15 protein-coding genes are annotated in these 13,190 nt (G+C 64.4%); 6 read left to right on the top strand and 9 right to left on the bottom strand.

Annotated features, from left to right (window positions below):
• The first annotated feature begins 182 nt into the window (after positions 1-182).
• Positions 183-794, top strand: coding sequence for a LysE family translocator (locus tag FJ414_RS02660; RefSeq protein WP_140641042.1), 612 nt, complete (start codon positions 183-185; stop codon positions 792-794).
• A 7-nt stretch (positions 795-801) separates the two neighbouring features.
• Here the strand turns inward: FJ414_RS02660 and FJ414_RS02665 are convergent, their stop codons facing one another.
• The gene (locus FJ414_RS02665) at positions 802-1,815 is read right to left on the bottom strand and encodes an AraC family transcriptional regulator (protein WP_181181505.1); all 1,014 of its coding nucleotides are present in this window, start codon (positions 1,813-1,815) and stop codon (positions 802-804) included.
• Positions 1,816-2,009: 194 nt separating this feature from the next.
• Between FJ414_RS02665 and FJ414_RS02670 the strand changes: the two genes are divergently transcribed.
• The gene (locus tag FJ414_RS02670; protein WP_140641046.1) at positions 2,010-2,435 is read left to right on the top strand and encodes a GFA family protein; all 426 of its coding nucleotides are present in this window, start codon (positions 2,010-2,012) and stop codon (positions 2,433-2,435) included.
• Between the two features lie 56 nt (positions 2,436-2,491).
• The gene (locus tag FJ414_RS02675; RefSeq protein WP_140641048.1) at positions 2,492-3,007 is read left to right on the top strand and encodes an OsmC family protein; all 516 of its coding nucleotides are present in this window, start codon (positions 2,492-2,494) and stop codon (positions 3,005-3,007) included.
• Between the two features lie 80 nt (positions 3,008-3,087).
• Here the strand turns inward: FJ414_RS02675 and FJ414_RS02680 are convergent, their stop codons facing one another.
• Genes FJ414_RS02680 through FJ414_RS02690 form a run of 3 tightly spaced genes read right to left on the bottom strand, consistent with a single transcriptional unit; the run spans position 3,088 to position 4,977 of the window.
• Complete coding sequence (locus tag FJ414_RS02680; protein WP_140641050.1) at positions 3,088-3,474, bottom strand: nuclear transport factor 2 family protein; 387 nt, start codon at positions 3,472-3,474, stop codon at positions 3,088-3,090.
• A gap of 20 nt (positions 3,475-3,494) precedes the next feature.
• Entirely contained in the window at positions 3,495-3,929 is a 435-nt protein-coding gene (locus FJ414_RS02685; protein ID WP_140641052.1) for an OsmC family protein, read from the bottom strand.
• A gap of 37 nt (positions 3,930-3,966) precedes the next feature.
• Positions 3,967-4,977: an NAD(P)-dependent alcohol dehydrogenase gene (locus tag FJ414_RS02690; protein WP_140641054.1), complete on the bottom strand. Its 1,011-nt coding sequence runs from the start codon at positions 4,975-4,977 to the stop codon at positions 3,967-3,969.
• Between the two features lie 113 nt (positions 4,978-5,090).
• Between FJ414_RS02690 and FJ414_RS02695 the strand changes: the two genes are divergently transcribed.
• The gene (locus FJ414_RS02695; RefSeq protein WP_140641056.1) at positions 5,091-5,705 is read left to right on the top strand and encodes a TetR/AcrR family transcriptional regulator; all 615 of its coding nucleotides are present in this window, start codon (positions 5,091-5,093) and stop codon (positions 5,703-5,705) included.
• An 852-nt stretch (positions 5,706-6,557) separates the two neighbouring features.
• Here FJ414_RS02695 and groL read toward each other — a convergent pair.
• The 3 genes from groL to FJ414_RS02710 all read right to left on the bottom strand — a co-directional run bounded on the left by groL (position 6,558) and on the right by FJ414_RS02710 (position 9,597).
• A complete protein-coding gene (gene groL / locus FJ414_RS02700) occupies positions 6,558-8,210 on the bottom strand; it encodes a chaperonin GroEL (protein WP_140641057.1) in 1,653 nt (550 codons plus the stop codon).
• Between the two features lie 63 nt (positions 8,211-8,273).
• Entirely contained in the window at positions 8,274-8,570 is a 297-nt protein-coding gene (gene groES, locus FJ414_RS02705) for a co-chaperone GroES (RefSeq protein ID WP_006203049.1), read from the bottom strand.
• 226 nt (positions 8,571-8,796) lie between these two features.
• Positions 8,797-9,597, bottom strand: coding sequence for a class I SAM-dependent methyltransferase (locus FJ414_RS02710; protein ID WP_140641059.1), 801 nt, complete (start codon positions 9,595-9,597; stop codon positions 8,797-8,799).
• A gap of 76 nt (positions 9,598-9,673) precedes the next feature.
• Here FJ414_RS02710 and FJ414_RS02715 point away from each other — a divergent pair, with 76 nt between their 5' ends.
• On the top strand, positions 9,674-10,525 hold the full coding sequence (locus tag FJ414_RS02715; RefSeq protein ID WP_140641061.1) for a hypothetical protein: 852 nt from the start codon (positions 9,674-9,676) through the stop codon (positions 10,523-10,525).
• Here FJ414_RS02715 and FJ414_RS02720 read toward each other — a convergent pair.
• Positions 10,522-11,283: an SDR family oxidoreductase gene (locus FJ414_RS02720; RefSeq protein WP_140641063.1), complete on the bottom strand. Its 762-nt coding sequence runs from the start codon at positions 11,281-11,283 to the stop codon at positions 10,522-10,524. The genes FJ414_RS02715 and FJ414_RS02720 overlap by 4 nt on opposite strands.
• 106 nt (positions 11,284-11,389) lie before the next feature.
• Here FJ414_RS02720 and FJ414_RS02725 point away from each other — a divergent pair, with 106 nt between their 5' ends.
• Positions 11,390-12,289, top strand: coding sequence for a LysR family transcriptional regulator (locus FJ414_RS02725; protein ID WP_140641065.1), 900 nt, complete (start codon positions 11,390-11,392; stop codon positions 12,287-12,289).
• A 225-nt stretch (positions 12,290-12,514) separates the two neighbouring features.
• On the opposite strand, the gene FJ414_RS02735 is transcribed toward FJ414_RS02725, so the two are convergent.
• Entirely contained in the window at positions 12,515-13,141 is a 627-nt protein-coding gene (locus tag FJ414_RS02735; RefSeq protein ID WP_140641069.1) for a TetR/AcrR family transcriptional regulator, read from the bottom strand.
• Positions 13,142-13,190 lie beyond the last annotated feature (49 nt).

The raw sequence follows: 13,190 nt of genomic DNA on the forward strand, positions 1-13,190 counted from the left end.
GCCGAGCTTCGATCGGACATCCGAATAGATTTCAAAGAAAAGGGACTGAGAGGCCGCGTTCCTTCGCGCCCCCTCTGGCCCGCCGGCCATCTCCCCACAGGGAGGAGATCAAGCTCTCCGCCGCTTGCCGACACCCATTCCTCCCGGTACCTTCCCGTCGGGCAGGGCTGCGGAGGAAATCCATGAGCATCGAATTCCTGTTGACGTCGCTGATCATCGTGGCTTCGCCCGGCACCGGCGTCCTCTACACGCTGAGCGCCGGCCTCTCGCGCGGCGCGCGGGCTTCAATTATCGCCGCCTTCGCCTGCACGCTGGGCATCATCCCGCATATGGCGGCCGCGATCACCGGCCTCGCAGCGGTGCTGCATACAAGCGCCATCGCCTTCGAGACGCTGAAATATCTCGGCGTCGCCTATCTGCTCTACATGGCCTGGAACACGTTGAAGGAAAAAGGCGGCCTCCGCATCGATGAGGACGCCGCGCCGCGCTCGACCGCCAGGACCATCACCTCCGGCGTCCTGGTCAACATCCTCAACCCGAAACTGTCGATCTTCTTCTTCGCCTTCCTGCCGCAATTCGTCAGCACCAACGAGCCGCATGCGCTGCCCAAGATGCTGGAGCTCTCCGGCGTCTTCATGCTGATGACCTTCATCGTTTTCGCCATCTATGGCGTGTTCGCGGCGTCGGTGCGCAGCCACATCGTGTCGCGACCGAAAGTGCTGACCTGGATGCGCCGCAGCTTTGCCGCCGCCTTCGTCATGCTCGGAGCCAAGCTGGCGCTGGCCGATCGCTAACGGACGGTCAGCCCTCGGTTTCGGAAGCCTCGTCGCTTCCGGAACCGGCCGCAGCCCGGACCCCGAGCCGCCAGGCAGAAGGCGGGACGCCGATCATCTTCTTGAAGGCGCGGCTGAACGCCGCTTCGGATTCATAGCCGATGTCAGCAGCGATGCTGGCGACGTTGCTGTTGCCGGCGCTGAGCAGTTCCGAGGCGATCTGCATGCGCCATTTGGCGAGATAGTGCATTGGCGGCATGCCGACGATTCTGGTGAAGCGCTCCGCAAGCACGGTGCGCGACAATGCCGACTCCTTCGCCAGCGCATCCACCGTCCAATTGTGAGCCGGCCGGTCGTGGATCAGCGCCAGCGCCTTGCCCAGATGCGGATCGCGCAGGCCCGCCAGCCAACCGGTCTGTTGCGGCGGCAGCGATTCCACATAGCGGCGCAGCACGTCGACGAACATCAGCTCGCTGAGCTTGGTGAGCACTGTTTCGCTGCCGGCCCGCTTGTCAGCCACCTCCGAGACCGCCTGCCTGATGAACTGGCCGAGCCACCCGCCGTCGCCCCTGGCGTCGCCGGCCTTGATGGCCGGCGGCAGCGCTTCGAGCAGCGGATTGAAGGGCAGGGCATCACAGGCGAGATAGCCGCAGATCAGCCTGACCGAGCGCGAGCCGCCGCCGGCGCAGTTGATGTAGAAAGGCATTCGGCCCGCAGTCGCTATGTCGAGCACGTCGGCCGTCGGCGGGTCGGCGCGCAAGTCGGGATGACTCGACATGATGTGCGGGTCGCTTCTGGTGAAGACCACGACTTCGCCGGCTTCCATCGGGATCGGCTCGTCGCCGATGATCCGCGCGAAGCAGTGGCCGGCCGTTACCACATGATAGGAAATCAGGTGATCCGCGCCGGGAAGTACCTTGGGCAATATCGACGACGGCGCGGGCGAATGGACGGCCCACGGGTCGTGGCCTTCGATGTCGAAAAACGTCGCGCCGGTGAGGCGCACCGTTTTCAAAAGGTCAGAAAGAGCATCCCCGGCCATTCCACCCATTTCCCGCAAGCCGCGCGGCAATCCGGCGCGACATCCCTTTCCAGTTCCGGACGAGCTGTCAAGTAAGGCGGACGCCCCGTCATTCCGTTCAATGGCGGAAGCTTTAAACCCCGACAGCGCTGTGCGGTGCCGGCTCAACCGGCGCTGAGCACGGTCGAACCAAACCTGGATAAGGATCGAAAGTCATGACGGTACATAAGGGCGGGTGTTTTTGCGGCGCCGTGGAAATCGAAGTCCACGGAACCGCCGAGGCAATGGGCTACTGCCACTGCGGTTCCTGCCGGTCGTGGTCGGCGTCTCCGGTGAATGCCTTCACGCTGTGGAAGCCACGGAACGTCAAGGTCACCAAGGGCGCGGAGCTTCTATCCGGCTTCAAGAAGTCCGAGATGAGCGACCGCCAGTTCTGCACAAAATGCGGCGGTCATCTGATGACGGATCATCCGCCGCTCGGATTGGTCGACGTCTATGCCGCCACCATACCGACGGTGGAATTCAAGCCGGGGGTCCATGTCAACTACGCAGAGACGGTCCTGCCGATGAAGGACGGACTGCCGAAGTTGAAGGATTTTCCCGCCGAGCTCGGCGGCTCCGGCATCGCCGTCCCGGAATAGGTCCGGACGATGGCCGACGATTTCAGACAACCGCAATTCACGACAGGAGGACAGCAATGGATATCGCGACGTTTCGCGCCACGCAGGAGCCGATCAAGGATCTTTATCGCAAGGACGCGCGGGCAGCACTTCTTACCTTGAAGGCCAGGGGCAATGCCGACGACTCGAAGGTGACCTGCAAGGTCGAGACCGGACGCGGTCTTGCCTTGGCGGGCATCCATCCGAAGGCCGGCGGCAGCGGGCGGGAGCTTTGCTCCGGCGACATGCTGCTGGAGGCGCTGATCGCCTGCGCCGGCGTCTCGATGCGGGCGGCCGCGGCCGTGCTGGAGATTCCGATCAAGTCGGCGGAGATTTCCGCCGAGGGCGACGTCGATCTTCGCGGCACGCTCGGCGTCACCGAAGGTGTGCCGGTCGGCTTCAAGGAAATCCGCCTGCGCTTCGACATCGAGTCGGATGTCGAGCAAGGCCGGCTGACCCAGCTCATGGAACTCACCGATCGCTACTGCGTGGTCTTCCAGACCATCCAGCGCAGCCCGAAGACCTTCGTAAAACTCAACCGGGTTGTCTCGTAGGTCGCGGCTTGCCCGGGATCCAGATCCTGGCGGGGACGGATTCCGGACTGGGCCTGAGCGCGGCTCTTCCGCGCCAGGCCCTATCCTTTCACATAGCCCATCGCCTCGACGATTTGCCCATCCGCGACACGCATTAGGTTGACCCCGCGCAGCGAACTGCCGTCGGACATCCAGAAGCGCCAGCGGATCGTAGCGCGGTCGCCGGCGACGAACGTCTCTTCGACATCGAAGCGGGTGCCGGGTCCGGTGGCGATCGCCGACCACAATTCGACGCAGGCGGCCTTGCCGATGCGGCGGGCGCCGTCCGGCGCCGGCGTGGTGTTCTCGATCACGCAATCCTGCGCCACCAGTTCGTCCAGTGCCGACGGATCGTGACGCTGGAAGACGTCGTTGTAGCGCCGCATGATTTCCGCCGTCTCGGCGGAGCGCTTGGCCGCGGTGATGTCGATGATCAATTCCTGGGTCATTGGATTTTCCTCCTTCCGTTTCAGTGGTCTGCAAGGTTCGCCTTGAGCGTGATTGAGGCGACGCCGGCCAGTGCCCGCGAGACGAGGCAGGCTGCCTTGGCCTTTTGCGCCAGCCGCTCGAAGTCCTCGGCCGAGATGCCGGCGATGCTCGCCTCGGTCTCGAGCTCGATGCGGGTAATCGTCGGCCCGGCCGTGGTCGCGCCGAGATGCACGTTGGCAATGGTGTGGATGCTCTTGGCCGTGTGGCCTTCGCCGCCGAGTATGGCGGTAAGCGCCATCGAGAAGCAGCCGGCATGCGCGGCCGCTATCAGCTCTTCCGGATTGGTGCCCGGGCCGTTCTCGAAGCGCGACGGGAAGGAATAGGCGCCTTCGAACACGCCGCTGCCCAGCCGCAGCCGGCCGGATCCTTCCTTGAGCGTGCCCTGCCACTGGGCCGAGGCTTCACGGATTGTCATGGCTGGTCTCCTCTCTGTTTGCAGGAAAGTGTGGTGGTCACGCGCCATCGATGACGACCTTGCCGAAGACGTCGCCCCGCTGGAAATGACGGCAGGCCTCGCGCGCCTCGGCAAAGGGGAAGACCTTGTCGAGGACGGGTTTCAGCCGGTGCGCGGCGACAGCGGCAAGCATCGCCTCCAGCCCGTTGCGGCTGCCGACGAACAGCCGGCCGATGGTGACGAGGCTGCGCTGGTAGACGGCGCCCGGGATCTCGACCGATTTGCCGTTGTGGTCCTGCACGGTGAGCAGCACGATGCGCCCGTAAAGCGCGCTGGCGATCAGCGATTGCGTAAAAGTCGCCGGGCCGCCCGTCTCGACGACGAGATCGATCCCGCCGGTCGCCTCGCGCAATTTCACGCCCCATTCCGGCGTTCCGGCTACCGCGATGACGAGGTCGGCGCCGAGCGTCCGCAGCCTTTCGGCTTTCTCGGCTCGCGAGGTGACGGCGGCCACGCGACAACCCATGAGCTTAGCGAACTGCAGCGCAAACAGCGCGACGCCACCTGAGCCAATGGTGAGAATCCATTGTCCGGGCTTTGGAATCTCGGCGCCCGTCAGCGCACTCCAGGCGGTCAGCCCGGCGCAGGTGAAGGTCGCCGCCTCTTGCCAGGAGAGGTGGTCGGGCAGCCGCACGGCCCATTGCTCGTCGAGCAGCGCGTATTCGCAAAGCATGCCGTCCAGCGTGCAGCCGAGCTGATCGACGATGCCCGGATGCATGCGGCCGTCGATCCAGCGCGCGAAATAGCTGCCGGTGACGCGGTCGCCGATGGCAAAGCGGGTCGCACCGTCGCCGACTGCGACGACTTCGCCGGCGCCGTCGCTCAGCGGCACGATGCCGGCGCGGGGTGCCAGAGGATAGGTGCCGTTGAGGATCATCGTGTCGCGGCGATTGAGCGAGGTGGCGCGCACCCGCACGACGATCTGACGCGGACCTGGCTGCGGCATCGCCTCCTCGCGCAATGCCAGTTTGTCGATGCTGCCTTGCCCCTCGAGCCGATAGGTTTGCATTGTTGTCGCTCAAATATGTAGACCGATTTACATATTATGTAGACCGATTGTCATATTAGGGGCAAGTCCTATAATGCAAGCTCCTGACAGAGGTTGACAGTCGAGAGGTCGACGTGGCGACGGACACACGCACCCGCATGATCGAGGCGACCGGGCTGCTCATTCGGCAGCGTGGCTATCACGGCACGTCGCTCAACGACATTTTGAGCGCCAGCGGCGCGCCCCGCGGGTCGCTCTATTTCCATTTCCCGGGCGGCAAGGACCAACTGGTCATCGAAGTGACGCGCGCCAGTGTCGCCGATGTGACCGAGCGGCTTGGCGCCGCGCTGTTGGAGGAAAGCGACCCAGCCGTTGCCGTGCACCACATCTACCAGTCGGTGGCCCGCATGCTGGAAGAGAACGAATTCTCGCTCGGCTGCCCGGTCGCGCCGTTGGTGCTCGATGCTCCGAACGATGTGCCGGACCTGGCTGAAATCTGCCGGTCGGCCTTCGAGCAGTGGATCGGACTGCTGCGCCAGGCTTTCGTCAGGGCAGGGGTGCCGGAGCGGCGCGCGCAGGCGCTGGCCCTGCTGGTCGAATCTTCGCTGGAGGGCCTTATGGTGATCGCCCGCGCCACCCGCGACCGCACGCCGGTCTTGACTGTCGCCGACGAAGTGGCCGCGCTGATCGAGCAAGCGGTGCTTGCTGGCAAGGTAGCCCGGGAGGCGGACGCTACCGCCTTAGGATAAAGGGCTTTGCCGGCTCCGGAAATATCGGCTTAACTCCCCAGGTCTTGCCGCGACGGGGCGGCCGGCGAAGCGGTTTCGGGAGCAGGCGTTGGGGCGCAGACGGTCGGATCAGGCGGTTCGCGGACCGCAATTTGCCAGGTATCTCGACTGGAACCGCGCATTTCAAGTACAACGGCCTCCGCCGAGATGGCGCTTTCCGGCTCGGGGAGGTGCCTGCCGGCGGCGTTGACTGGACGCCGCTGCTTTCGCGCCGGCCGCTGCAACCGGACACGCGCCATGTTTCTCGCGTGGCAGAAACGAGCGGGCCGGTTTCCTGCTGGCCGAGCAAGGTATTTCGGTCGACCTCGCGGAAAGGCTGGTCGCTGCGCGGCCTCTAGCGGATGGGCCGTCGCTTCCTTCGTTGGTGTCGATCTGGAAGGCGTGAAGGCCATGCTGGACGGACCGGGCAATGAAGGCTGAGGGAAAGCTCGCGGCCGGCCTGAAGGCGTTGCGGCGACTTATCTTCACGGCGAAGCGATTTCGTTTCGGAATGCCGATCAAACGTTGATCGCCCCGATAATCCTCGCAAAACAAGAAAGGGCGCCTCTCGGCGCCCTTTCCGTATCAGCTTGGTAGCCTGGATTAGAAGTCCATGCCGCCACTCAAGCCCGTTTGCGGGCTTGAGCAATGTTAGTTGATGGGCGTGCTTTATGGACTTCTTAGAAATCCATGCCGCCACTCAAGCCCGTTTGCGGGCTTGAGCAATGTTAGTTGATGGGCGTGCTTTATGGACTTCTTAGAAGTCCATGCCGCCACTCAAGCCCGCTTGCGGGCTTGAGCGATGTTAGTTGATGGGCGTGCTTTATGGACTTCTTAGAAGTCCATGCCGCCCATGCCACCCATGCCGCCGCCAGGCATACCGCCGGGCATGCCGCCAGCCGACTCCTTCTTCGGAGCCTCGGCGATCATGGCTTCGGTGGTGACCAGCAGGCCGGCGACCGAGGCCGCGTCCTGGAGAGCCGTGCGCACGACCTTGACCGGATCGACGATACCCATGGCGATCATGTCGCCATATTCGCCGGTCTGGGCGTTGTAGCCGAAGGTCGCGCCCTTGTTCTCAAGGATCTTGCCGGCAACGATCGATGCTTCCGCACCGGCGTTGGACGCGATCTGACGGGCCGGAGCCTGCAGGGCGCGACGAACGATGTTGATGCCAGCGGTCTGGTCGGAGTTGGCGCCGGTTGCCTTGATGTTCAGCGAAGCGCGCAGAAGCGCGACGCCGCCGCCGGGAACAATGCCTTCTTCGACGGCCGCGCGGGTCGCGTTGAGGGCGTCATCGACGCGGTCCTTCTTTTCCTTGACTTCGATCTCGGTCGCACCGCCGACGCGGATGACGGCAACGCCGCCGGCCAGCTTGGCGAGACGTTCCTGCAGCTTCTCCTTGTCGTAGTCCGAGGTGGTTTCCTCGATCTGCTGCTTGATCTGGGCAACGCGGCCCTGGATCTCGGCCTTCTTGCCGGCGCCGTCGACGATGGTGGTGTTCTCCTTGGAGATCGACACCTTCTTGGCGCGGCCGAGCATGTTGAGGCCGACATTCTCGAGCTTGATGCCGAGGTCTTCGGAAATGACCTGGCCGCCGGTGAGGATGGCGATGTCTTCCAGCATGGCCTTACGGCGGTCACCGAAGCCCGGCGCCTTGACGGCGGCGATCTTCAGGCCGCCACGCAGCTTGTTGACGACCAGCGTGGCCAGAGCCTCGCCTTCGACGTCTTCCGAGATGATGACCAGCGGCTTCGAGGTCTGCACGACAGCCTCGAGGATCGGCAGCATGGCCTGCAGGTTGGAGAGCTTCTTCTCGTGGAGAAGGATGTAGGCGTCTTCCAGGTCCGCAACCATCTTGTCGGCGTTGGTGACGAAGTAGGGCGACAGGTAGCCGCGGTCGAACTGCATGCCTTCGACGACTTCGAGCTCGGTCTCGGCGGTCTTGGCCTCCTCGACGGTGATGACGCCCTCATTGCCGACCTTTTGCATCGCTTCCGCGATCATCGAGCCGACCGAGGCATCGCCATTGCCGGCGATGGTGCCGACCTGGGCAACTTCTTCCGAGGTCTTGATCTTCTTGGCGTTCTTGATCAGCGTCGTGACGACGTCGCCAACGGCGAGGTCGATGCCGCGCTTCAGGTCCATCGGGTTCATGCCGGCGGCAACCGCCTTGTGGCCTTCCTGGACGATCGACTGCGCCAGAACCGTTGCGGTCGTGGTGCCGTCGCCGGCGATGTCGTTGGTCTTCGAAGCGACTTCGCGGACCATCTGTGCGCCCATGTTCTCGAACTTGTCCTCGAGCTCGATTTCCTTGGCGACGGTGACGCCGTCCTTGGTGATGCGCGGGGCGCCGAACGACTTGTCGATGACGACGTTGCGGCCCTTGGGGCCGAGGGTGACCTTCACCGCGTCGGCGAGGATGTTGACACCGCGCAGCATGCGCTCACGGGCATCGCGGGAGAATTTTACGTCTTTGGCAGCCATGTTTTAGCTCCTGGCAGGGGCTCGGGAAGAGCCCGAAGATGAAGATTCAGGTGAGGCCGATGATCAGCCGATGATACCCATGATGTCGGATTCCTTCATGATCAGAAGGTCTTCGCCATTGAGCTTGACTTCGGTGCCTGACCACTTGCCGAACAGGATGCGATCGCCGGCCTTGACATCCAGCGGCACGAGCTTGCCTGCTTCGTCGCGGGCGCCGGAACCGACGGCGATGATCTCGCCTTCCTGCGGCTTCTCCTTAGCCGTATCCGGGATGATGATCCCGCCGGCGGTCTTGGATTCGGATTCGACCCGGCGAACGACCACGCGGTCATGAAGCGGGCGGAACTTGGACTTTGCCATGTTTTCTTCCTCGAATGAGAACGGTGAGAACTGTTCCTCCATCCGGCGAGGCCGGATATGGGTTAGCACTCACCAAAGACGAGTGCTAACGTGGCGCTGAAATAGGCCGGCGCCTTGCCGGAGTCAAGGCGCGCGCAAGGGGGAGGCGACGCGAAATTTTTCTCACGCGGAACGCCAGCCCGAAAAGCACCGGGTGTCGCGAGGCGCCGACGAGCAATCTCGTCCGTCAGTCCCGGCGCTTCGGCGACCGCAGCACCAGCAGCGGGTAGCGTTCAGCGAGCCCGTATGTGCCGGTCGAGGCCAGCCGGACATCATCGAAGAAGGTCTGGGCTTCCTCGATGAGTGCTGCCGCGGGGGCGAAATTGTAGATGACCGACGAGTTGCGGTAGACGTCGATGGTTCCGATGACCGGCAGCTCCCATCCTGTGCGAGCCGCAAGCTCTTCGCGATCCGGAAACAGCGCTTCGAATTGTTCGAGGATGCCCCTCACCGGTATCGTGTAGTCAGGCGCGCCGCCGATTGCGGTCATCGCCACGCGCCATTTGAGCTCGTGGAAGGTTGCGACGCCGCCGCTCAGCGCCAGGGCGCGGATATCCTTCGGGTCGTCTGGAGTCCCGGGGGAAGCATAAAGCCTGATGCCGGCGCGCCCGTCTGCTTTCAGCGCACGCGCGATCGAAGCAAACAGTGTGCGCCTGGGGTCCGCGGCGCCGATGACCGTGAGGCATCCATCGCCGATCAGCGCATCGACGCTTGCGCCTGGAAACGGCAGGTCGAACCAGTCGCCTTGCACCGCCTTGCGCGTTTCGGTGTCGCCTGGCCAGATGCCGGCAATCATGTCGGCGGATTCGTCGACCGCCGTCATACTGGCACCCAGCCCGGCGAGTTCCGGCGTCACGCCGAACATCACGACGTGCGACCGGGCAAGGTCGAGCTCGCGGTCGTAAGTTTCGACCACCTCCGCCGGCGGCCGCAGAGGTGAGCCGAGCAACTGCCAGTGCTTGCGAATTGCATTCCAATGTTGCGTCATGCAAACCCCAGCCCAGCAGCGCGTTGTATTCGATCGAATAATCGACGACGCTCGATAAGCCAAGTGGGGGGCGGGCATGGCGCGCATCGCGGTGATCACGCACGAGTTCGACCGCTTCCAGAGCCGGCGCGGACTGCTGATGCGCCGCGATAGCCCATATATGCTCTTCGACCTGCTGGAAGAGCTGAAGCGCCGCGGCCATTCGGTCCAGATATTGAGAGGCACCTCGGCGAAGCCGGCCGCCGACATCGTGGTTTTGCATCTCGACGTGACCGTGACGCCGCCCGACTATGTCGATTATGCGCGGCGCTTTCCCTTCTGCCTCAACCTTGGGGCCGCCGACATTTCGAAACGCCGCATCAGCGGCGCCGTGATTGGCCAAGGCGACGACTGGCAGGGACAGGTCATCGTCAAGAGCAGCCTCAACCATTGGGGAACGCCGGAACAGCAACTGAACCAGCGCGCACGGCGCGCCGGCAGGCCGGAGCCGTTTCCCGGCGTCGAACCTTTCGACAAATACGAGATCCATGCCTCGCTCGCCGACGTTCCGGCCGAGGCCTTCGAGCGCCAGGATCTGCTCGTCGAGAAATTCATTCCCGAACCGGAGCCGGACGGTTTTGCCGCCCGCTTCTGGCTGTTCTGCGGCGAGCGCGAGCGCTGCACCCGCCATGTCTCGCCGCAGAGCCTCGTCAAGGGCGACGACACCATCCGCCGCGAGGCGGTTCCGGTTCCGGACGAACTGCGCGCGCTAAGGCGCCGGCTCGGCTTTGACTACGGAAAATTCGACTTCGTCATGCACGAGGGCAGGGCGGTGCTGCTCGACGCCAACAAGACGCCCGGGCGAGCCAGGAACCTGTCGAGCTTCATCGCCGCCGGCAATGCCAACCTTGCCGACGGCTTCGAGGGACTGATCCGCCAGGTCACCTAGATGTTCATGCCGCCTGACACTTCGATGCGCTGGGCGTTGACCCAGCGATTGTCGTCCGACAGCAGCGAGGCGATCATCGGGCCGATGTCGTCGGCAACGCCCGCGCGGCCGAGCGCGGTGACGCCGGCCACCATGCGGTTGATCTCGGCGTTGTCGCGCACATGGCCGCCATTGAAGTCGGTCGCGATGGCGCCTGGCGCCACGGTGTTGGCGGTGATGCCGCGCGCGCCAAGCTCCTTGGCAAGGTAGCGCGTGAACACCTCGATGCCGCCCTTCATCATCGCGTAGGCCGACGATCCGGGCGCGGCGAAACGGGCCAGCCCGCTCGAGATGTTGATGATGCGGCCGCCATCGCCGATCAGCGGCAGCAGCGCCTGGGTGAGGAAGAACACGCCCTTGAGATGGGTGTTCATCAGCGTGTCGAATTCCTCTTCCGTCGTCTCGGCGATCATCTTGCGCAGGCCGGTGCCGGCATTGTTGACGAGATAGTCGAAACGGTCGCGCTCCCAGGTTTCGTGAAGCGTCTTCTTCAACGCCGCGACGAAAGCCGGGAAGCTGGCGATGGCGCCGGTATCCAGCTCAAGCGCGGCGGCCCGGCCGCCGGCGGCCTCGATCTCGGCGATTGCCGTCTTCGCCTCATCGGCGCGAGAGCGATAGGTGACGATGACGTCGACACCCCGGCGGGCGAGGTTGACCGCGGTGTTGCGGCCGAGGCCGCGGCTGCCGCCGGTGATGAGGGCAATGGGACGAGTGGTCATGGCGAGATCTCCTTCTTCTTGGATGGAGATGCATATACTCGCCTGACCGCCCGATATAATCGGGCATGGATTGCCAACACTATTCAGTCCATGCGAACAATCGGCGATGGATCGGTTTGACAGCATGCGGCTCTTCACCCGCGTCGTGGAACGCCACAGCTTTACCGCGGCTGCCGCCGATCTCGGCCTGCCGCGCTCCAGCGCCACCGCCGCGATCAAGCAGCTCGAGGAGCGGCTCGGCGTGCAACTGCTCCGCCGCACCACGCGCCACGTCACCACGACGCTCGACGGCGAGGCCTATTACCAGCGCTGCCTCGGCATCCTCGCCGACATCGAGGACGCCGAGGGCACCTTTGGCGCGCATGAGGTGCAAGGTCGGCTCAGCATCGACATCAACGGCCATTTGGCCCGCACCCTGGTCATCCCGGAACTGCCGGCGCTGCTCGCGCGCCATCCCGGGCTCAGCGTGCATATCGGCGAAGGCGATCGCTTCGTCGACCTGGTGCGCGAGGGCGTCGACTGCGTGGTGCGTGCCGGAACGCTGCCCGACAGCGACATGATCGCGCGCCGCATCGGCATGGCGCGCGAAGCGACACTCGCCAGCGCCGCCTATATCGAGCGTCACGGCCTGCCGAGCACGCTGGACGAGCTCGCCGGGCATATGATGATCGGCTTCGTCTCGTCGCGCACCGGCCAGGTGATGCCGCTGGAATTCACCGTCGACGGCAAGATCCGCGAGATCGTGCTGCCATCGCGCGTCACTGTCTCCAATTCCGACACCGCCGCCACGCTGGTGCGCCAGGATTTTGGCCTCTACCAGGCGCCGCGCCGCCGCTTCGCCGCCGACATCGAGGCCGGCCGGCTGGTCGAGGTGCTGCCCGGCAACCCGCCGACGCCGACGCCGATCTCGGTGCTCTATCCGCGCAGCCGACAATTGTCGCCACGGGTGCGGGTGTTCGTGGACTGGCTGGTGGAGATCCTGGGGCCGAAGCTGGATGTGTCTTAGGAGATCTTCGCAATGCTGGCGGGACAGCGCCCCCCTCTGGCCTGCCGGCCATCTCCCCCACGAGGGGGGAGATCAGCTGTCGCGCCGGCTTTCGCCACTCTCCGACGTTGAAGAAAGGGCGCCGCCGGCGAAGCTGCCAATCTCCCCACCTGTGGGGGAGATGTCCGGCAGGACAGAGGGGGGCGCGAAGGAACTCCACGGTTCCATTCTTCAGCAAGCCGAGACCTACAGAAACAACCGCAACTGCGTGTGAATGATCGACCGATAGTCGTCGATCGTGCGCCGGCCTTCTTCCTTGTCCTGCGTCAGCGCCAGCCGCACGACGCCGCCGGCAAGCTGGAAGATGAGGAACACGACGCGCCCGAACGCCTCGCGCCGCTCCGGCTCGATCATCGGACCGACATGGTCGCAGAACATCTTCGCCTGATGCCTGGTCTCGGCGATGTCGAGATGCTGCAGCGCCTTGTCGGCCTGGATGGCGTTCTGCAGGTCCTGGATGGCCGGGTCGGCGGCGACGCGGGCATAATAGTCGTCGAGCAGGCGGTCGGCCGCCGCGGTCACGTCGCCCAGCCCGCCTATCCCGGCGATGATGGCGCCGAATCGCGCCCGGCTTTCCTCGGAAAACCGCTCATAGAGCATCGCCAGGATCGCCGACTTCGACGGAAAATAGTGGTAGACGGTGGCGATCGGCCCGCCGGCCAGCGCGCCGACTTCCTTCATCGTCACCGCGTCGATGCCCTTTTCGCCGATCAGCCGCATGGTGGTGGCGAGGATCGCGTCGATGCGCTCGCGGCTGCGCTCCTGCTTCGGCCTGCGCCGCGGTTCCGTCGCCGTTCGCCTTGTCTGCGTCATGCGCCAAATCCCGTGGGAGCTCGCGAATTCGTGGTTGACAAGAAACATG

It is taken from the genome of Mesorhizobium sp. B3-1-6 (genome assembly GCF_006439555.1).
Lineage (GTDB): Bacteria > Pseudomonadota > Alphaproteobacteria > Rhizobiales > Rhizobiaceae > Mesorhizobium.